16 protein-coding genes are annotated in these 19,165 nt (G+C 71.7%); 7 read left to right on the top strand and 9 right to left on the bottom strand.

What is annotated here, in order from left to right:
• Window positions 1-32 precede the first annotated feature (32 nt).
• Window positions 33-944 carry a pirin family protein gene (locus ACFYNO_RS23760; RefSeq protein ID WP_388015806.1) on the bottom strand — a complete coding sequence of 304 codons (912 nt, stop codon included), beginning with the start codon at window positions 942-944 and terminating at the stop codon, window positions 33-35.
• A 282-nt stretch (window positions 945-1,226) separates the two neighbouring features.
• On the opposite strand from ACFYNO_RS23760, the gene ACFYNO_RS23765 reads away from it, so the two are divergent.
• Entirely contained in the window at window positions 1,227-1,790 is a 564-nt protein-coding gene (locus ACFYNO_RS23765; RefSeq protein WP_388015809.1) for an NADPH-dependent FMN reductase, read from the top strand.
• A 96-nt stretch (window positions 1,791-1,886) separates the two neighbouring features.
• Here the strand turns inward: ACFYNO_RS23765 and ACFYNO_RS23770 are convergent, their stop codons facing one another.
• Entirely contained in the window at window positions 1,887-2,912 is a 1,026-nt protein-coding gene (locus ACFYNO_RS23770) for a LacI family DNA-binding transcriptional regulator (protein WP_388015812.1), read from the bottom strand.
• A gap of 323 nt (window positions 2,913-3,235) precedes the next feature.
• Here ACFYNO_RS23770 and ACFYNO_RS23775 point away from each other — a divergent pair, with 323 nt between their 5' ends.
• The 6 genes from ACFYNO_RS23775 (at window position 3,236) to ACFYNO_RS23800 (ending at window position 11,354) form a co-directional block, all read left to right on the top strand.
• Window positions 3,236-4,480: an extracellular solute-binding protein gene (locus ACFYNO_RS23775; RefSeq protein ID WP_388015815.1), complete on the top strand. Its 1,245-nt coding sequence runs from the start codon at window positions 3,236-3,238 to the stop codon at window positions 4,478-4,480.
• 32 nt (window positions 4,481-4,512) lie between these two features.
• Window positions 4,513-5,508, top strand: a complete 996-nt coding sequence (locus ACFYNO_RS23780; RefSeq protein WP_388015818.1) for a carbohydrate ABC transporter permease — start codon at window positions 4,513-4,515, stop codon at window positions 5,506-5,508.
• Entirely contained in the window at window positions 5,505-6,326 is an 822-nt protein-coding gene (locus ACFYNO_RS23785) for a carbohydrate ABC transporter permease (protein ID WP_388015821.1), read from the top strand. Before ACFYNO_RS23780 ends, ACFYNO_RS23785 begins: the two co-directional genes overlap by 4 nt.
• Before the next feature lie 111 nt (window positions 6,327-6,437).
• Window positions 6,438-8,174 carry an amylo-alpha-1,6-glucosidase gene (locus ACFYNO_RS23790; protein ID WP_388015824.1) on the top strand — a complete coding sequence of 579 codons (1,737 nt, stop codon included), beginning with the start codon at window positions 6,438-6,440 and terminating at the stop codon, window positions 8,172-8,174.
• 77 nt (window positions 8,175-8,251) lie between these two features.
• The gene (locus tag ACFYNO_RS23795) at window positions 8,252-10,105 is read left to right on the top strand and encodes an RICIN domain-containing protein (protein ID WP_388015827.1); all 1,854 of its coding nucleotides are present in this window, start codon (window positions 8,252-8,254) and stop codon (window positions 10,103-10,105) included.
• A gap of 208 nt (window positions 10,106-10,313) precedes the next feature.
• Window positions 10,314-11,354 carry a LacI family DNA-binding transcriptional regulator gene (locus ACFYNO_RS23800; RefSeq protein WP_388015830.1) on the top strand — a complete coding sequence of 347 codons (1,041 nt, stop codon included), beginning with the start codon at window positions 10,314-10,316 and terminating at the stop codon, window positions 11,352-11,354.
• A 266-nt stretch (window positions 11,355-11,620) separates the two neighbouring features.
• Here the strand turns inward: ACFYNO_RS23800 and ACFYNO_RS23805 are convergent, their stop codons facing one another.
• The 7 genes from ACFYNO_RS23805 to ACFYNO_RS23835 form a co-directional block, all read right to left on the bottom strand.
• Complete coding sequence (locus tag ACFYNO_RS23805) at window positions 11,621-13,063, bottom strand: ricin-type beta-trefoil lectin domain protein (protein WP_388015833.1); 1,443 nt, start codon at window positions 13,061-13,063, stop codon at window positions 11,621-11,623.
• Window positions 13,064-13,755: 692 nt separating this feature from the next.
• Window positions 13,756-14,754, bottom strand: a complete 999-nt coding sequence (locus tag ACFYNO_RS23810) for an aldo/keto reductase (RefSeq protein ID WP_388015836.1) — start codon at window positions 14,752-14,754, stop codon at window positions 13,756-13,758.
• 35 nt (window positions 14,755-14,789) lie between these two features.
• Window positions 14,790-15,827, bottom strand: coding sequence for a PfkB family carbohydrate kinase (locus tag ACFYNO_RS23815; RefSeq protein ID WP_388015839.1), 1,038 nt, complete (start codon window positions 15,825-15,827; stop codon window positions 14,790-14,792).
• A complete protein-coding gene (gene eda, locus ACFYNO_RS23820; protein ID WP_388015842.1) occupies window positions 15,824-16,456 on the bottom strand; it encodes a bifunctional 4-hydroxy-2-oxoglutarate aldolase/2-dehydro-3-deoxy-phosphogluconate aldolase in 633 nt (210 codons plus the stop codon). The genes ACFYNO_RS23815 and eda overlap by 4 nt, the downstream gene beginning before the upstream one ends.
• A complete protein-coding gene (locus ACFYNO_RS23825) occupies window positions 16,453-17,214 on the bottom strand; it encodes an SDR family oxidoreductase (RefSeq protein ID WP_388015853.1) in 762 nt (253 codons plus the stop codon). The genes eda and ACFYNO_RS23825 overlap by 4 nt, the downstream gene beginning before the upstream one ends.
• Complete coding sequence (locus tag ACFYNO_RS23830; RefSeq protein ID WP_388015856.1) at window positions 17,211-18,254, bottom strand: zinc-binding dehydrogenase; 1,044 nt, start codon at window positions 18,252-18,254, stop codon at window positions 17,211-17,213. Before ACFYNO_RS23830 ends, ACFYNO_RS23825 begins: the two co-directional genes overlap by 4 nt.
• Entirely contained in the window at window positions 18,251-19,156 is a 906-nt protein-coding gene (locus tag ACFYNO_RS23835; protein WP_388015858.1) for an amidohydrolase family protein, read from the bottom strand. Before ACFYNO_RS23835 ends, ACFYNO_RS23830 begins: the two co-directional genes overlap by 4 nt.
• Between the last annotated feature and the right edge of the window lie 9 nt (window positions 19,157-19,165).

Here is a 19,165-nt window from a genome sequence, read left to right on the forward strand (position 1 = left end):
TGGGGTCGCCGGGGCGTGGTGGGGGGTGTGGGTCAGGCGGGCGGGATGGAGCCGAAGCGGCCGGCCTGGAAGTCGGCCTGGGCCTGCCGGATCTCCTCGGCGGTGTTCATCACGAAGGGGCCGCTGCGGACGATCGGCTCTCCGATCGGCTCGCCGGCCAGCAGCAACAGCGAGGCCGGGACCTCGGGGGCGCTGACCGTGATCCGCTCGCCGTCGCCGGCGAGCACCGCGAACTGGCCGTCGGCGAGGGCGGCGTCCGGCAGCGCGGCGGCGCCGGACAGCACCAGCACACCGGCGTTGTGCCCGGCCGGCACGGTGAACTCGGCCGTGCCGCCGGCGGGCAGTTCGGCGTGCACCAGCAGCACCGGGGTGTGCGGGCGGAACGGGCCCTCGACGCCGTGGGTGCGGCCGGCCAGCACCTTGATCGAGCTGCCGTCGGGCGTGCGGACCACCGGGATGTCGGCCGGACCGTGGTCCTGGGCGGACGCCGGCAGCGTCTTGAGGCGGGCCGGCAGGTTGACCCAGACCTGCACCTGGTGCTGGCGGCCGCCGTGCTCCAGCAGCTCGGCGACCGGCTCGTTGGCGTGCAGGATGCCGGAACCGGCGGTCAGCCACTGCGCCGCGCCCTGTTCGGTGACGCCGCGGGCGCCGGTGGAGTCGGCGTAGGCCATCGCACCCTCGATCACGTACGAGACGGCCTGGAACCCGCGGTGCGGATGGTCCGGCGCGCCCTTGGCCTCCCCCGGCGCCAGGTCCAGCGGGCCGGTCTGGTCGACCATCAGGAACGGGTCGAGGTGCGGGAGCGCGGCGACCGGGAAGGGGCGGCGGACCGGGAAGCCCGCGCCCTCGAAGGTGCGCACGGGGTCGACGACCTGGGCGGTCGAGCGGGCCCGGGCCGGCGAGGCGGTGGTGGAGACGGTGGCGGTGGAGGCGGTGTTCGTCATGCCCCACAGTCAACTGAACTAACCTGTTCAGTGTCAAGACTGAACCGTCTGGTTGACGCAATGAACTGAGCAGTTTAGATTTCACTCCGTCGCCAGGCAGCCGCCCGGCACGGGACGCGATCCGCGGCCGGCCCTTGCGCCGCACCCGGACGCCGCCCGGGCCGGGACGCCCACTGGCCCACCCCTCTCCGCAGCGCCCGCCGCACCGGCCGGCCGCTTGACGGAACGCCACCTCACCGCACCCTCCGCGGGGTGCGTCCGACCCCGCCAAGGAGCACCGCCATGTCCAAGGTCTTCGCCCTCTCCGGCTCGCTGCGCAGCGACTCCCACAACACCCGGCTGCTGCAGGCCGCGCAGAAGTTCACGCCCGGCAACCTGGAGATCGAGATCTACGACCAGCTGCGCGAGATCCCGCCCTACGACTACGACCTCGACTTCCCCGGCAAGCGCCCCGAGATCGTGGAGGAGTTGCGCCGCCGGGTCACCGAGGCCGACGGACTGCTGATCGCCACGCCGGAGTTCAACTACTCGATCCCGGGCGTGCTGAAGAACGCGCTGGACTGGCTCAGCACCGACTGGACCCGGGAGGAGGGCGTGCCGCTGCGCCGCAAGCCGACCGCGATCATGGGTGCGGCGCCGGGCAACTTCGGCAGCGTGCGGGCCCAGCTGGCGCTGCGCCAGATCTTCGTGACCACCGACAACGACGTGGTGGTCAAGCCTGAGCTGATCGTCTTCCGCTCGCACGAGCGCTTCGACGAGGCGGGCAACCTGGTGGACGAGGGCACCATCGAGCTGCTGCGCCAGCTGCTGACGGCGCTGCGGGAGAAGATCGAGGCGGCGGGCTGAGGCAGCGTCCGGCCGCTTCCGGGAAGCGCGAAGGCCCAGGTCAGAGGTTCTGGCCTGGGCCTTCGGGGTGTCCGGAGGCGGTATCGTCCGGGCAGGCTAGGCGGCGCGCACGGGGCCGGTGCTGCCGCGCAGCGACACCGGTGGGGCCAGCAGGATGTGGCGGAGGGGGGCGCCGGGGCTGGTCATTCGTTCGAGCAGGAGGTCCAGGGCCCGGGTCCCGATGTCCTGAGCCGGAACGTCCGCGGCGGTCAGCGGGGGCCGGAACCCCTCGGCCCAGGTGCGGCCGGCGACGCCGGTGATGGAGAAGTCCCTGGGCACCGTGAGCCCGGCCTCCTCCAGGCCCCGCTGGATGCCGGGCAGCGCGGCTTCATTGATCGTCACGACCGCGGTGACGTCAGGGTGGGCGCTCAGCAGCCGGGTGGCGCACTCCAGGCCGGCGGCCGGGTCGTCCCCGCACTCCAGGTCGATGCCCTGGATGCCGCGCTGGGCGAGGGCTGCGGCGAACCCCTCGCGGGCCCGGTGCCCGGGCCCGTAGCCGGCTGCGACCAGCTCGACCGAGCGGTTGACCAGGGCGATGTGGGTGTGGCCCAGGTCCGCGAGGTGGTGCACGCACTGGTTGATCACGGCGGCGTAGTCGAGGTCGATCCAGCACATCTCCTGGGCGCGGGCCGTGTGCCCGATGCCGACGAACGGCAGTTCGGCGAGCTGCAGCCTGCGGACCCGCGAGTCCTCCAGGCGGATCTCCATCAGGATCACCCCGTCGACGCGCCCGCCGGACAGCAGGCGCTCGAACGATCGGTCGTGGTCGCCCCCGGAGGGGGAGAGCAGGACGTCCAGGTCGGCGCGGGCCGCGGCTTCGACGACGCTGGCCACGAAGTCCAGCTGCATGTGGGTCAGCCGGGTGCTGGCAGGCGGGATCACCAGGCCGATGGTCCGGGTCCGCCCCTCCTTGAGGGCGCGGGCAGCGGCGTTGGGCCGGTATCCGAGTTCGTCGATGACGTCCTGGATGCGCTTGCGGGTGGCCTCCGAGACCGAGCGCTTGCCGCTGAGCGCGTAGGAGACGGTACTCCGCGAGACGCCTGCGCGGCTGGCGATCTCCCCGATGTTCATTGCTGTCCTCATGGAGATGGGATGGCCGGTCCGCCGAACGCGCCGATGTGCTGCGGACACTGTCGAACCGATTCGGCGAATGTAGTGCGCATCGCCACTCCCCGCAAGCCCGAACGGCACGGCAAGACTGCCGCCCTGGCTTCAATCCGCCGTGCCAGCACCCGGTGACGAAGTTTCACCCGATCTCTTGACGCCCCCAGACGGCAGTCTTATGTTCTGTCGAACCGGTTCGATCAATCGGTTCGACACAGCTCCGTAACGCAGAAGCAACCTCCCCCTGCCCCGCCTTCCTCCCCCGCGCCTTCCGCTCCGCCTGCCCCGAAGGGTTCAGCGCCATGAACAGATCCACCGGTTGGCGACTCGCCGCCGCCTCGCTCGCCGCGGTCGTCCTCGCCTCCGCCGGTACCGCCTGCTCCTCCTCGGCCGGCTCGTCCGCCGCCGATGCGGGCGGCACCTACACCGTCTGGGACCCGTACCCCCAGTTCGACGGCTCCTCCGCCTGGGCCAAGCTGCTGGAGACCTGCGGCACCCAGGCCGGTGTGCAGATCAAGCGGACCGCCTTCGACACCAGCGACCTGACCAACAAGGCTCTCCTCGCGGCGCAGCAGGGCAACTCCCCGGACGTGCTGATCGTCGACAATCCGGTGGTCTCCACGCTCGCCCAGGCCGGAGTGTTGACCTCGACCAAGGAGAACAAGGTCGACACCTCGGCGGTGTCGCCCAACCTGCTCGCGGCAGGCCAGATCGGCGGCGAGACCTTCGGTACCCCGATCGGCGCGAACACCCTGGCGCTCTACTACAACAAGGCGGTCCTGGCGGCTGCCGGCGTGGACATCGCCTCGGTCAAGGACTGGGCGTCGCTGACCGCGGCCCTGGCCAAGGTCAAGGCCGCGGGCAAGAAGGGCATCACCTTCTCCGCGATCGGCACCGAGGAGGGAAGCTTCCAGTTCCTGCCCTGGTTCTGGGGATCGGGTGCCCAACTCACCCACCTGGACTCGGCACAGGCCGCTTCCGCGCTGTCGCTGTGGACCGACTGGGTCAAGCAGGGCCTGGCCCCCAACTCGGTCATCAACAACACGCAGACCACCAGTTGGCAGGAGTTCGCCACCGGCGAGTTCGCCTTCGCGGAGAACGGCACCTGGCAGCTGGCCAACGCCAAGAAGGCCGGCTTCGACTACGGGGTCGTCCCGATCCCCGGCATGACCGGTGGTACCGCCCCGGCGCCGACCGGGGGCGAGTTCGTCACCGTCCCGGTCCAGAAGAAGTCCGCCCGCTACGGCGTCTCGGACAAGCTGGTGTCCTGCCTGACCAGTGCCGACAACTCCTCCGCCACCGACACCACGCTCTCCTACATCGCGGCCACCGCCGCGGGGCAGGACAAGCAGGCCGCCGCCGACCCCGGCCTGACGACCTGGGTCGACTCCGTCAAGGCCGCGAAGGGCCGCACCAGCGACGACCTGGGCACCAAGTACCCGAAGATCTCTGAGCAGTTGTGGACCTCGGTCCAGACCGCACTGACCGGATCCAAGCCGCCGCAGGCCGCACTCTCCGCAGCGCAGTCGGCCGCCTCGGCCCAGTAGCACCACCAGCCGCGAGGACAGCAGACCGCCCGATGAACAACTCAGCACGGATACCGGCCAACCGCTCTGTGCGCGACGGGGACGGGCCGGCCGTCACCCCGCCCCCGTCGCGCAGCCGCGCCGGTGCCACCCGCACCAGGTCCCGCCCCCGCTCCCAGCAATGGGCGGCCTGGGGATTCCTCACACCGGTGGTGATCTACCTCGGCGTGTTCTACGCCTACCCCCTCTACCGCAACATCGACCTGAGCCTGCGCGACTACACGGTGCGCTCGTTCGTGACCGGCGACGCACCCTTCACCGGACTGGCCAACTACGGCGCGGTCCTGAACGACCCCACCTTCCTGCCCGCGCTGATGCACACCGTGCTGTTCACCGCCGCCAGCCTGCTCCTGCAGTACGGGATCGGCCTGGCCCTCGCGGTCTTCTTCGCCCAGCACTTCCGCCTCGCGGCCACGCTTCGCGCCCTGTTCCTGGTGCCCTGGCTGCTGCCGCTGATCGTGTCGGCCTCCACCTGGTCGTGGATGCTCAACAGCGACTCCGGCGTCGTCAACGCCCTCCTGCACGCGGTGGGCATCGGCCCGGTCAACTGGCTCACCTCCCCCAGCTGGTCGCTGGCATCGGTGGTGATCGCGAACATCTGGATCGGGATCCCGTTCAACCTGGTGGTGCTGTACAGCGGGCTGCAGAGCATTCCGGCCTCCCTCTACGAGGCCGCCGCCCTGGACGGCGCGAACGCCTGGCAGCGCTTTCGCCACGTCACCTTCCCACTGCTGCGCCCGGTTTCGGCGATCACCCTGCTGCTGGGCCTGGTCTACACCCTGAAGGTCTTCGACATCATCTGGATCATGACCAAGGGCGGTCCGGTCAACTCCTCCACCACGCTGGCCACCTGGTCCTACCGGCTCGGCTTCGGGAACGCGCTGCCGGCCTTCGGGCACGGCGCCGCCGTCGGGAACCTGCTGGTCCTGATCGCCCTGGTCTTCGGCCTGGTGTACATCCGCGTCCAGCGAAAGCAGCAGGAGTCATGACCGCACGACGCACCTCCTGGTGGAAGACCGCGACCGGCGTCCTGCTCACGGCGCTGATGCTGTTCCCGGTCTACTGGATGCTGAACGTGTCCTTCACCCGCGACCGGGACATGCGCAAGTCCCCACCGGCCTGGTTCCCGGTGCACGGCACGCTGCAGGGCTACCGGGCCGTCCTGGACCAGCAACTCCCCTATCTGGGCACCAGCCTGGTCATCGCGCTCGGCACCGTCGCGCTCACCGTGGCCCTCGCCGCACCCGCCGGCTTCGCGCTGGCGAAGCTGCGCCCGCGGGGCGGCGGAGTCCTCGGCTTCGTGCTGCTGGTCGCGCAGATGGTCCCCGGCATCATCATGGCGATGGGCTTCTACACCATCTACCTCACCTTGGGCATGCTGCAGTCGGTTCCGGGCCTGATCGTCGCCGACTCCACGATCGCCGTCCCGTTCGCCGTACTGATCTTCACCGCGTTCATGGGCGGCATCCCCGGCGAACTGCTGCAGGCGGCCAGGACCGACGGTGCGGGCAGCCTGCGGACCTTCTGGTCGATCGTCCTGCCGATGAGCCGCAACGCGATCGTCACGGTCTCGCTCTTCGCGTTCCTCTGGTCCTGGTCCGACTTCGTGTTCGCCAGCACCCTGGACGGCGGCGGCGCCCACGAGCCGATCACGCTGGGGATCTACCACTACATCGGCAACAACAACCAGCAGTGGAACGCCATCATGGCCACCGCCGTGGTCGCCTCCGTTCCCACCGCGCTGATCCTGGTCCTGGCCCAGCGCTACGTCGCCGCCGGCGTCACCGCCGGAGCCGTCAAGGACTGACACCGCCGGCACCTCCCCGCCCCGGAAGCCTCTGCCCCTCGGCGAGCCCGCGCCTCGCGGCCGCCACGAGGCCGGCAGAGCACGCCCCGCACCAGAAACGAGCGCCCTACGATGACCGACGCCCTCACTGGCCCGGCCTTCAACATCCGCGACATCCCCTTCAGCAGCCACGGCTCCTGGTTCAACATCTCGCCCGTGGTCTCCGAGCACGTCCGCGCCGAGGACCTGCACCTGGTCTCCCACCAGGGCGGCATGCACGCCGTGCTGCGCCTGGTCCCCGTCGACGGGGAGCGCGGCGAGCGGGTCGAGACGCACTGGAACGCGACGCCGGGGCGGCTGACCTGGGACGCGCAGGGCGGCCGGATCGAGCTGGCCTACCAGTCCGCCGACACCCTGCGGCTGCGCGGTACCGGTCTGGGTCTGCGGATCTGCGCCGCGGCCGAACGGCTCACGCCGTTCAGCGGCACGTACTTCATCCACGACCCGCTCGACGGCTCCTACCTGTTCACCTCCTACGAGACCGGCAGGCGCTACCGCGTCACTGTGCTGGCCGGGCAGGAGGCGGACGTCCGGGGTGTCGAGGCGCTCGGCGGCGCCGACCGCGGGCTGACCCTGGCCGGCGACGGCAGCGGCGCGTGGGAGGCGGCCGTCGAGGAACTCGACAGCGCCCGTCCGCCCTACGCCCCGTCAGGCACCCACGAGCAGACGGCGAACCGGGCCGACCAGGAGTTCGCCCGCTTCGCCGACGCCGTCACCCCGTGGCGCACCCCGGACACGCCGGCCGCCGAACTGGCCGCCTACGTGGTGTGGTCGGCGACAGTGGGGCCGGCCGGGTTCCTCGAGCGCCCTGCCGTCCTGATGTCCAAGCACTGGATGGACAAGGTCTGGAGCTGGGACCACTGCTTCAACGCCCTCGCGCTGGCCCCCGGAGCCCCGGGGCTGGCCTGGGACCAGTTCCAGATCATGTTCGACCACCAGGACGGGAGCGGCGCGCTGCCCGACTCGGTGACCCACTCCGAGATCCTCTACAACTTCGTCAAGCCCCCCATCCACGGCTGGGCCCTGCGGCACCTGCGACGGCGCCTGCCGCGCCCGCTGAGCCGCACCGAACTCACCGGCGCCTACCACCGCCTGGAACGGTGGAGCAGGTTCTGGCTCGACTCCAGGCGCGCGCCCGGGCAGCTGCTGCCGCACTACCAGCACGGCAACGACAGCGGCTGGGACAATTCCACCGCCTTCGACCCCGGGCGGGTGCGGATCACCGCCGATCTCTCCGCCTTCCTGATCCTGCAACTGCGCGAACTCGCCGATCTGGCCACCGAGCTCGACCGCGCCGACGAGGCGGCCGCCTGGGCGCACTCGGCGCAGACCCTCCAAGCCGCCGTGATCCAGGAACTGTGGACCGGCGAACAGTTCCAGGCCCGGTCCCCCCACACCGGTGCGGGCACCACCAGCCTGAGCCTGCTGGACCTGATGCCCATCGTCCTCGGCGAGCACCTGCCCGGCGACATCAGCGCCCGCCTGGCCGCCCGGATAGCGGCCCACCTGACCGCCCACGGGCTGGCCACCGAGCGGCCCGACTCGCCCCACTACCAGGCCGACGGCTACTGGCGCGGCCCGATCTGGGCGCCCGCCACCGTCCTGATCGAGGACGGGCTGCGCCGCGCCGGGCACGTGGACCTGGCCGACGAGATCAGCGGCCGCTTCCGCGCCCTGTGCGAGAAGTCCGGCTTCGCCGAGAACTTCGACGCCCTCACCGGCGAAGGCCTCCGCGACCGCGCCTACACGTGGACGGCCAGCAGCTACCTCCTCCTCGCCGAGGCACACGCGCACCGCAGCAGCCGCTGACCGACCGCCTCCCCCGGGCCCCGGGACCGATCGGGCCCGGCGCCCTTCACCGCACCCCCACCCAGAGGAGCCGCACCATGAGGTCTGCCGCCAAACTTCCCGGGCCGACGACCCGCACCGGACGACGGGCGGTCTCGGCCGCTACCGTCCTGTTGGCCGCCCTGGCCACGACGCTGGGGCCGGCCACGCCGTCCCAGGCCGCCGACACCGGCGTGAGCGTCGACTTCTCCGCCACCGGTGGCGCCCCCGGCTACCACGCCTCCGGCACCCTGTACGGGATGACTCCGGACGGCTCGCTGCCGCCGGACCACTTCTACCGGGACATCAAGTGGCACTTCGAGCGGGCCGGCGGGGCCCAGCTCAACGGTGGCGGCTACGCCACCAGCCTGGCCGACTACCAGACCCGCTGGAACGCCACCCTCGCCCAGTACCGGCGCACCGCCGCCCTCGGCGGCACCTTCGTGCTCCTGCCGCACGACCTGTGGGGCGCCGACGGCACCACCAACCAGGCCTTCCCCGGCGACAACGGCGACTGGACCCAGTTCGACGACTTCGTCAACCAGCTCGTCTCCGACGTCAGGGCCAACAACATGACGGTGGAGTGGGACCTGTGGAACGAGCCGGACCAGAACGGCTTCTGGGGCCGGTCCCAGGCCCAGTACCTGCAGATGTGGTCGCGGTTCCGCGCCGCCGTGCGCGCCAACCTCCCGGGGCAGCTCATCGTCGGCCCCAGCATGGCGACCCCGCCCAACTCCGGCAACACCTGGTGGACCACCTACCTGAACTACGTCAAGGCCAATAACGCCGCCCCTGACATCTACAGCTGGCATGCGATTCCGCACGACCCCGTCCAGGCCGTCAGCGACGCCAACGCGACCCTCGCCGCCGCGGGCCTGGCCAACACCCGGCCGCACCAGATCAACGAGTACGGCGGGCTCGAGCAGCAGAACCCCGGTGGCGGCGGCTGGTTCATCAGCCGCCTGGAGCGGGCCGGCGCCGACGGCCTGCGCTCCAACTGGGGCGGGGGCCCCGGCCTGCACGACTTCGAGGCCGGCCTGCTCACCAAGAACAGCTCCGGCCAGTACCTGCCGCGCGGCGAGTGGTTCACGTACCGCTACTACGGCTCCCAGACCGGCAACCTCGTGAACCTCACGCCCGGCACGAACACCGACGGAGTGGCGACCAAGGACAACACCGCGCGCAACGCCAAGATCCTGCTGGGCAGCAACGGCAACACCGGCAACGTCACCGTCGGCCTCAACCGCCTCGACACCACGTCGGTGGTGGAGAACGGCCGGGTGCGCGCGATCGTCCAGCGCGTACCGGCCAACAGCGGCGGGGCGGTGGCGGGTCCGGTGACGGTCTCCGACCAGACCCTGACCGTGAGCGGCAACTCCGCCTCGCTGAGCGTGCCGTGGACGGACGCCGCGGACGGCTACACCGTCACGCTGCTGCCGCCGTCGAACACCACCGTCTCCACGGTCGCCGTGGTGCAGAACAGCGGTCAGTGCCTGGACGACACCAACCTCAGCACTGCCGACGCCACCCAGTACCAGCAGTACCCCTGCGAGGGCGGCTACCAGCAGATGCTCGACCTCAAGCCGGTGGCCGGAACGGCCGGCACCTACACCGTCGTCAACGAGTACAGCGGCAAGTGCCTTGACGTCTCGGGCGCTTCCACGGCCGACGGCGCCGCGGTCATCCAGTGGGACTGCAGCGGCGGCACCAACCAGCAGTTCACCCTCAGGCCGGTCAGCGCGCTCGGCAACAGCAAGGACTACCAGCTGGTCGCGGTGCACAGCGGCAAGTGCGTGGACGTCAGCGGCGTCTCCACCGCCCCGGGCGCCCTCATCCACCAGTGGACCTGTGACCCGGCGAGCGCTCTGGGGACCAAGCAGAACCAGATCTGGCGCCTCCAGGGCATGGGCTGACGTGTTCCCGGGCGGGGGGCTCCCCGCATGGTGGGGATCCCCCGCCCGGGCCGACCTGGGCTGACCGGGTGTCGAACCGACGGGGTGAACCGGTTCGACGCTTGCGATGGCGCCGCCTGCAGGACCGGCTCCGCTCCCGGACGGCGGCCCAGTCGAACCGCTTCCCTCGGGTAGCATGGCCTCCTTCCACAGGCCACCAGGGAGCGGCGTGAACATCGAGCAGATCGCACAGCGCGCGGGAGTCTCGCGCAGCACCGTTTCGTACGCGCTGAGCGGCAAGCGGCAGGTCTCCCCCGCCACGCGCAAGCGCATCCAGGACGTGATCGACGAGCTCGGCTACCGCCCGAACGCCTCCGCACGCGCCCTCGCCGAGGGCCGCACCCGGACTGTCGGCCTGGTCATCCCGCCGGCCGGCAAGCGCCTGACCCACATGCAGCTGGACTTCGTCGCCGGCATCGTCGATGCCGCGACCCGGGTCGACCTGGACGTCCTGCTCTCCACCTCCGGCGGCGACCACGACCGGTCCTTCGAGCGGCTGGTCCTCGAGAGCCGCGTCGACGGTGTCATCCTCATGGAGATCCGTCTCGAGGACACCCGCATCGACCGCCTGCGCGAGGCCCGCATGCCGTTCGTCGGGATCGGCCGACCTTCCGACGACGAGCAGATGCGTTGGGTCGACATCGACTACGAAGGCCTGATCAGCCACTGCGTGCGCCACCTGGCCGATCTCGGCCATCGGCGGATCGCTCTGCTCAACCGCTCACCCGAGCTCCTCGCCGCCGGCTACGGGCCCGCTCTCCGGGCCCGTTCCGGCTTCCTCCGCGCAGCCGAGGAGCACCGGCTTGAGGGCATCGAACTCCCGTGCGGCGACGACGCCCGCTCCGGCCAGGACTGCATCGCCCGGCTCCTGCAGGCGCACCCGGAGACCACCGGCCTGGTCACCGTCAACGAGGCGGCCATGCCCGGCGTCCAGCGGGCCGTGGCCGAGGCCGGGCTCCGCATCCCCCACGACCTCTCCATCACCGGAGTCGTCGCCACCCACTGGGCAGAGGACTTCCGCCCCGCGCTCACCGCCGCCGATGTCCCGGCCGACGACCTGGCCACCCACGCCATGGCCCTCCTCACCGAGCACATCAACGATCCTGCCGCTCCCGCCCGGCACGTGCTGCTCAGCCCGCCCGTCACCCTCCGCCGCAGCACCGCCGCCGCCCCCTCCCGCCCCGCCGGCAGCGGGGTCCGCGGCACCTGAGCGAGCGCGAGCGGGCGCCGCGGCGGGTCGAGCCCTTCAGCATGTGGTGGGTCTTGTCGAAGTAGAACTCGCCCGGCTGGTCGAGGAATTCGTAGGCGTTCATGAACGTGTGGGTGCCGCTGACCGGGAAGTTCCCGTTCTTCGCGCCTTCGGCAATGGCAAACCAGTCGCAGCAGGTCTGGACCGTCCAGTGACCGGGGCCTGGCCCGCACACCGCGGTGTGCGGGCCAGGCCGGTCGCCCGGATGACCGCTGGGGCGCAGTGCGTCAGCCGAGCGTCCACTGCTGGTTGCTCTGTCCGGAGCAGGTCCACAGCTCGAGCTTGGCGCCGTCGGCGGTGGACGCCCCGGTCACGTCGAGGCAGAGCCCTGACTGCGCACCGGTGATCGTGCCGTTGGTGTTGAGCGTCCACTGCTGGTTGGCGCCGCCGTTGCAGTCCCAGATCTCCACCGGGGTGCCGGGAGCCGTCTGGTTGTTGGCGGCGTCCAGGCACTTCGCGCCGCCGTAGACCGTGAGCTGGTTGCCCGCGGTGTGGGTCCAGGTCTGGTTGCCGGCGCCGTTGCAGTCCCAGGTCTGCGTCACAGTGCCGTTGGCCTGGGAGGCGCCGGGCACGTCCAGGCACTTGCCCGCGCCGACCGCGTGGACGGGACCGGTGGTGGCGCCCGTGGGGTTGGTGCCCCAGGCGTACTGGAGCCGGTCGAGGCCGGACTGGTTGGTGATGCCCAGCGTGTAGTTCGGCGCGGTGCCCTGGAGGGTGGTGATCGCGCAGGAGGCGTTCTCGCACGGGCCGGGGCCCTGGGTCTGGTCGGCGGCCTTCACGCCGGTCCACAGGATCGCGCCCATGCCCTGCTTGCGCACGGTGTCGGTGAGCGCGTAGAGGAAGGACACGTCGTTGACGCCGTCGCGGGGGCCGTCGTAGTTCACCCCGGTGTTCATCGGCACGCCGAACTCGGTGAGGATGGCGCGGCTGTCGTATCCGCAGACGTTGTTCTCGAAGCTGGTGATCCAGTCGGCCTCGGTGGGGTGGGTCTCCCCGCCGAGGGTGTAGTCGTGGAGCGAGAGCAGGGTGCCGTCGAGGCGGGAGTCGGCGCCGACGACGCACAGGTTCCCCTCCCAGGAGCCGGGCACGATGATCCGTCCGCGGGGCACCTGGGAGTAGTGCGCCACCCAGGCCGCCGCGATGTTGTCCTCGTCGGCGTTGCTGTAGCCCCACGGCTCGTTCATGATGCCGAAGTACACCCGGCTGTTGCCCGCGTACTTGTTGATCACGGTGTCCCACATCGCGTAGAACGAGGTGGTGTCGCCGATCACACCGCTCTGCAGCCACGGGGTGAGCACGACGTTCATGCCCAGCGCGTTGGCCGCATCGAAGGCGGCGGTGTAGCTGTTCCACCAACTGCCGCTGACAGTCGCCCGGTTGAAGGCCATGCGGACGGTGTTGGCGCCCAGCGCCTGGAAGCCCTTGAGGATCGGGGTGGCCTTCGCGTACGTCGTCGCGTAGTCGTCCGTGTTCGACAGGCCGACCGGCGTGATGTTCCCGGTGACGAAGTTGTCGTTGGGGTCGGCCCAGTTCACGCCGTGGAGCTGGTTGGTGGCGGCGTGCGCCGCGGTGCTTCCGGTCGCCGCCTGCAGTCCGAGCAGGCTCAACAGCAGCGCGACGATCAGGCCGACCGGCTCTAAGCGCCGGAAGCGGAGGTCAGGGGTCTTCATGGACTCTCCTTCGGAGAAAGGGTTCGCGTAGGTGGCGCGGGTTCGGCGTGGGCGCGGCACACCGGCGGTCCGGACGCATGAACCGTCCGGACGTCTGACGCCTGCTCAAGGCCGGGTGCGCTCGGGGAAGTCGTGTGGCGCGACCACGTCCGGGCACAACCCGGCTCCAGGGCCGCCGCGGCCTCGCCGCCATGTTGCCTTGTGTTTGATTTTTCCTGCCGCGCTGCGCTGCCGGCGGATGGGACCGGTGGATGGTGGCGCCGCCGAGCTGGCAGACAGACACCTGGGATGAATAGCTGCGAGGAGCTGTTCGGGCGACCCTCGGCCTGCAGGTCGGCGCCCCCTTCCGGCAGGACTTGAGCCTGGATGAGCATGCCTCGATCAAACGATGCGGTCAAGGGGATGCACGAGGCTGCTGGCAGACATGGGATGTCTCGAGCCATCAGGTGACGCGGCGCGACTTGTGGTCCGGCACATGGGGAGCGACTTCCCAGCCCCTTGACTCCGTACTACGGAGGCGATTTCCTATTCTTATGTTTGGTTGTGATCCATTCTGATCGGGTGTGGTCGGCATGATGACGGGTCGGAGCGGTCGCGCGAGAACGCCGGAGGGCAGCCGGGTTGTCCGGCTGCCCTCCGACCTGTGGTCGCGTCAGTTCTGTGCCACCGGTGATGGCCACGGGTGGGGGCCGTCAGGAAACGGCGGCATCCGGGCTCGGCACGTCGGACCTGATCAGGCCGGCGGAGCGCAGGTGCTCCCAGAGGGCGGCCGGGACGGGCCGACCGGCCAGCTCGGCGTTGCGTGCGACCTGCTCGGCGGTCCGCATGCCCAGGGTGACGTTGACGACGGCGGGGTGGGTGAACGGGAACGCGATGGCGGCGGCGGGCAGCGTGGTGCCGTGCTGCTCGCAGAGCTCGGCGATGGCCCGCGCCCGGTCGACGAGGTCCGGTGACGCGTCCTGGTAGTCGTACTTCATGCCCGCGGCCGGCCGGTCCCGGGAGAGCAGCCCGGAGTTGAACACGCCGACCGCGACGACGCTCTTGCCAAGCTCCGCCGCGGCGGGCAGGACGTCGTCCAGCGCGGACTGGTCGAGCAGGGTGTAGCGCCCGGCGAGCATCACCACGTCGGCCGCGGTCTCGCGCAGGAAGCGCGCGAGCATGGCCGACTGGTTCATGCCCGCGCCGATGGCGCCGATCACGCCCTGGTCGCGCAGGTCGGCCAGGGCGGGCATGGCCTCCTCGGCGGCCTGCTGCCAGTGGTCGTCCGGATCGTGCAGGTAGACGACGTCCAGACGGTCCAGGCCGGTGCGTTCGAGCGTCTGCTCGATGGAGCGGAGCACCCCGTCCCGGCTGAAGTCCCACTGGCGGCGCAGGTCGTCGGGCACGGCGAAGCCGTCGGTGTCCGTGCCGCGCGGCTGCTCGTTGGGCACGAGCAGCCGGCCCACCTTCGAGGAGAGGACGTACTCCTCCCTGGGGCGCTGCCGCAGCGCGGCGCCCAGGCGCCGCTCGGAGAGGCCCAGACCGTAGTGCGGCGCGGTGTCGAAGTAGCGGATGCCGGCGTCCCAGGCCGCCTCGATCGCGGCGCCGGCGTCGGCGTCGGGGGTGACCCGGTACAGGTTCCCGATCACCGAGGCGCCGAAGCCGAGTGCGGTGACCGCCACCGGTGTGTGCTGGATCTTCCGGAGGCGCAAGAGGTACTCCCAGTCGGTAGGGGGTGGAATGCCGGTCAGCGGCGGACGGCGGCGGAAGCGCCCGCGATCAGTGCCTCGACCTCGGCCAACGAGGCTGTCGCGCTGTCACCGGGTGTCGTCATGGTGAGGGCGCCCAGGGCCGTCCCGTAGGCCAGGGCGCGTTCCAGTCCCGCATCCTCGAGCAGGCCGTGGATCAGTCCGGCGGCGAAGCCGTCGCCGGAGCCGATCCGGTCCAGGACGTGCAGGCCGGGCATCGAGGGGCCGAGCACGTGGCCGGTCTCCACCGACCAGGCGGCCGACGACCAGTCGTTCACCCCGGCCGAGGGCACCTCGCGCAGGGTCGTCGCCAGCACCCGCGCTCCGGGGAACAGGCCGGCCACCGAGGCGAGCGCGTCCGGCACCTCGTCGGCACCGAGACGCTCCGCTCCCGGATGGCTGCCGGCCATCCCCAGCGCGCCCACGATGACGTCGGCGTGACGGCCCAGCCGCAGGTCGACCTCGCGCGCCCGCTCGGGTCCGCCCCTGCCGTCCCACAGGCTCGGCCGGTAGTTGGGGTCGTAGGAGACCGTCGCGCCGTGCCGCCGCGCGGCCGCCATGGCCTCGTCCGCGACGTCCGCCGTGGTGTCCGACAGTCCTGCGAAGACGCCGCCGGTGTGGAACCACCGCGGCCCCGAAGCGAAGACCGCGTCCCAGTCCACGTCTCCCTTGCGCAGCTGCGAGACCGCGGTGCCCGCCCGGTCGCTGACGCCCAGTGCACCGCGGATGCCGAACCCGCGCTCGACGAAGTTGAGACCGTTGCGCACCGTGCGGCCCGTGCCGTCCGCGGGCACCCAGCGGATCAGCGAGGTGTCGACACCACCTTGCAGGATCAGGTCCTCGACCAGGCGCCCCACCGGGTTGTCGGCCAACGCGGTGACCACGGCCGTGCGCCGGCCGAAGCAGCGGCGCAGCGCGCGCACGACGTTGTACTCGCCGCCGCCCTCCCAGACCTGGAAGGCCCGCGCGGTGCGGATCCTGCCCTCGCCCGGGTCGAAGCGGAGCATCACCTCGCCCAGGGCCAGCACCTCCGTCATGTCGAACTCCCGTGCACGGCCTCGGCGGTCAGGCGGCCGATCTCCGCGTAGGCGCCGGCTTCCAGGTGCGCGGGCGTCGCCATCCAGCTGCCGCCGACCGCGAGGACCGAGGGCTCGCCGAGGTAGTCGGCCAACTGGGCGGGGCCGATCCCACCGGTGGGCATGAAGCGCACGCCCGGGAAGGGCGCCGCGAGCGAGCGCAGCACCCGCAGACCGCCGACGGCCTCGGCGGGGAAGAGCTTGACCGTGTCGAGGCCGGCCCGCAGGGCGCGCATCAGCTCGGTGGCGGTGGCGATCCCGGGCACCACGGGCACGCCCAGCTCGCGGCACTTGGCGATGACGTCCTCGTCCAGGCCCGGGGAGACGACGAACGAGGCCCCGGCCGCCACCGCCCGCTCCGCCTGCTCGGGGTCGAGGACGGTCCCGGCACCCACGGCCAGGCCCCCGTGGGCCGCCATCGCCTTGACCACCCGCTCGGCGTCGGCCGTACGAAAGGTGACCTCGGCGCACCGCGCGCCGCCCGCCGCGAGCGCCTCGGCCAGCGGACCGGCGGACGCGGCGGAGGGCACGGTCAGCACCGGCACCACGCGGGCGCCCGCCAGGACGGAGGCCAGGTCGCTGCCGCTCATCGGCCCAGCCACCCGCCGTCGACCGGCAGGACGGTGCCGTGGACGTAGGCGGCGGCATCCGAGGCGAGGAACACCGTGGCGCCCGCCAGGTCCTCCGCGCGGCCCCAGCGGGCGGCCGGGATGCGCTCGAGGATCGCCTTGCTGCGCACCGGGTCGTCCTGCAGGGCCTGGGTGTTGTCGGTGGCGATGTAGCCCGGCGCGATGGCGTTGACGTTGACGCCCCGCCCGGCCCACTCGTTGGCCAGCGCCTTGGTGAGGCCGGCGATGCCGTGCTTGGCGGCGGTGTAGCCGGGCACGGTGATGCCGCCCTGGAAGCTGAGCAGCGACGACGTGAAGATGATCTTTCCCTGGCCGCGGGCCACCATGGCCGCGCCCACCGCCCGGGACAGGGCGAACTGCGCGTTGAGGTTGACCTGGAGGACCAGGTCCCAGTCCGCGTCGGAGTGTTCGGCGGCCGGGGCGCGGCGGATCGTGCCCGCGTTGTTGACCAGGATGTCCACCGGGCGCTCACGTCCGGCGAGGTCCGCCCCGAGGGCCCGGACGGCGTCCGGGTCGGCGAAGTCGGTGCGGATGGCCTCGAAGGTGCGGCCCGCGGCGAGCACGTCCTTCTCCACGCCGCTGCCGGACTCCTCGATCGAGGCGCTCACACCGATGACGTCCGCGCCGGCCTCGGCGAGGGCGCGGGCCATGGCCCGGCCGATGCCGCGCCGGGCCCCGGTGACGACGGCGAGCCTGCCGGTGAGGTCGAAGGCGTTCATGCGCAGGCTCCCTGGGAGTCGTCGGTGCAGTCCACGAGGATCTTCATCACGTCACCGCCGCCCTCCAGGGCCTCGAACGCCGCTTGCGCCTCGGTGAGCGGCACGACCCTGCTGATCAGCCGCTCGGCCGGGATCGTGCCGTCGGCCACCAGCCCCACTGCCTTCTCGAAGTCCGAGCGGTCGTACAACCGGGCGCCCACCAGCGTGAGTTCGCGCCAGAAGAAGCGGTGCAGGTTGAGCTCGCGCGGACGGGCGTGGATGGCCACCAGGCAGAGCCGGCCGCGCACCCCCAGTACCTCCACCGCGGTGTCGACCCCGCCGGCCGCGCCGGACACCTCGAAGGCGACGTCCGCCCCCGCGTCGCCGGTCCACTCCTGCACCAGGGCCGGTACGTCCTGGTCGACCGGGTTCCACGCCGTCAGCCCCAACTCCTCGGCGAGCAGCCGGCGGTGAGCGCTGAGCTCGACGACCCGCACGTCAGCGCCCGCGGCCCGGGCGACCAGCGCGATCAGGACGCCGACCGGACCGCCGCCCACGACCACGACCCGCTCGCCAGCCCGCACTCCGGCGCGCCCGACATCATGCACGGCGACCGCGGTCGGCTCCAACAGGGCGGCGTGGTCCAGGGCCAGCGACGCCGGCAGCCGGATCAGCGTCGCGGCCGGCACGGTCCACCGCTGCTGCATCGCGCCCGGGGAGTCGATGCCGATGAAGTCCAGGTTCTGGCAGACGTGCTGGTGCCCCGCCAGGCACGCCGGACAGGTGCCGTCCCAGCGCAGCGGCATCACCGTCACCGTGTCCCCCGGCTGCCAGCCCTGCACTCCGGCGCCCACCCGCACGATCCGGCCGGACATCTCGTGCCCGATGACGGCCGGCGCGGCGACCCGGGCGTCCATGTCTCCGTGGAAGATGTGCAGATCGGTGCCGCAGATGCCGACGAAGGCGGGGGCCAGCAGCACCTCGCCCGGGCCCGGCTCGGAGGGCTCGACCGAGGCCGTGTCCAGCGTGCGGGCGGACTTGTAGCGGACAGCAAGCGTCATCGTGATTCCCGGGTCTCTTCGGTACTGGTGAGGTGGTAGAAGGCGGTCGCGGCGCCCGCGAGGATCGCCGAGGCCTCGTCGCGGGAGCAGCCCTCGAGGAGTTCGTCCACGGTGGCGGCCCAGCGGTTCCAGCCGCCCGCGAGGTTCGCCATCGGCCAGTCGGAACCGAACATCAGCCGGTCGGGGCCGAAGGCGCTCAGCAGGACGTCCCAGGCCGGCCGGATGTCGGCCGTGGTCCAGGTGTCGTGGTCGGCCTCGGTGATCAGTCCCGACACCTTGCAGACCACTTGGGGGTGCGCGGCCAGCCGCCGCAACCCGCGCTCCCACTCCCCTCGTTCGCCGCGGACGAGGTCCGGCTTGCCCGCGTGGTCGAGTACCTGGGGCAGGTCGGGGAAGCGTTCGGCCAGCCGGACCGCCTGGTCGAGCTGGTGGCTGCGGACGAGCACGTCGTAGCCGAGGCCGCGGTCCCTGACCGCCGCCAACCCCCTTTCGACGTCGGCGCGTTGCAGCCACTGCGGGTCCGGCTCGCCCTGCACCAGGTGGCGCAGGGACCGGAGGCGGCCGCCGCCCGGTCCGGCGAGCAGCCGGTCGAGCTCGTCGCCGACCGCGGGAGAGGTGAGGTCCACCCAGCCGACCACCGCCTCGATCAGCGGCTCCCGCTCGGCGAGCGCGAGCAGGTCCTCGGTCTCCGGCACCTCCGGCATGCACTGCACGGCCACCGTGCCGCGCAGCCGGCGGCCGGCCACCGCCCGGGTGGCGGTGGAGCGCAGGTCGTCCGGGGTGAACGTGCGGCGGATCGACGCCAGGGCCGGGTCGTCGAGCCACGGTTGCGGGCGCTGTACGAGGTCCCACAGGTGGTGGTGGGCGTCGATCAGCACCGGTGGCGTGCTGGGGGTGGTCACTGGAGGCTC

The organism is Kitasatospora sp. NPDC006697 (genome assembly GCF_042869935.1).
Lineage (GTDB): Bacteria > Actinomycetota > Actinomycetes > Streptomycetales > Streptomycetaceae > Kitasatospora.

Coding starts and splice junctions, on each gene's coding strand:
- ACFYNO_RS23760 (WP_388015806.1), bottom strand. CDS start 944: ATGACGAACACCGCCTCCACCGCCACCGTCTCCACCACCGCCTCGCCG.
- ACFYNO_RS23765 (WP_388015809.1), top strand. CDS start 1,227: ATGTCCAAGGTCTTCGCCCTCTCCGGCTCGCTGCGCAGCGACTCCCAC.
- ACFYNO_RS23770 (WP_388015812.1), bottom strand. CDS start 2,912: ATGAGGACAGCAATGAACATCGGGGAGATCGCCAGCCGCGCAGGCGTC.
- ACFYNO_RS23775 (WP_388015815.1), top strand. CDS start 3,236: ATGAACAGATCCACCGGTTGGCGACTCGCCGCCGCCTCGCTCGCCGCG.
- ACFYNO_RS23780 (WP_388015818.1), top strand. CDS start 4,513: ATGAACAACTCAGCACGGATACCGGCCAACCGCTCTGTGCGCGACGGG.
- ACFYNO_RS23785 (WP_388015821.1), top strand. CDS start 5,505: ATGACCGCACGACGCACCTCCTGGTGGAAGACCGCGACCGGCGTCCTG.
- ACFYNO_RS23790 (WP_388015824.1), top strand. CDS start 6,438: ATGACCGACGCCCTCACTGGCCCGGCCTTCAACATCCGCGACATCCCC.
- ACFYNO_RS23795 (WP_388015827.1), top strand. CDS start 8,252: ATGAGGTCTGCCGCCAAACTTCCCGGGCCGACGACCCGCACCGGACGA.
- ACFYNO_RS23805 (WP_388015833.1), bottom strand. CDS start 13,063: ATGAAGACCCCTGACCTCCGCTTCCGGCGCTTAGAGCCGGTCGGCCTG.
- ACFYNO_RS23815 (WP_388015839.1), bottom strand. CDS start 15,827: ATGACGGAGGTGCTGGCCCTGGGCGAGGTGATGCTCCGCTTCGACCCG.
- eda (WP_388015842.1), bottom strand. CDS start 16,456: ATGAGCGGCAGCGACCTGGCCTCCGTCCTGGCGGGCGCCCGCGTGGTG.
- ACFYNO_RS23825 (WP_388015853.1), bottom strand. CDS start 17,214: ATGAACGCCTTCGACCTCACCGGCAGGCTCGCCGTCGTCACCGGGGCC.
- ACFYNO_RS23830 (WP_388015856.1), bottom strand. CDS start 18,254: ATGACGCTTGCTGTCCGCTACAAGTCCGCCCGCACGCTGGACACGGCC.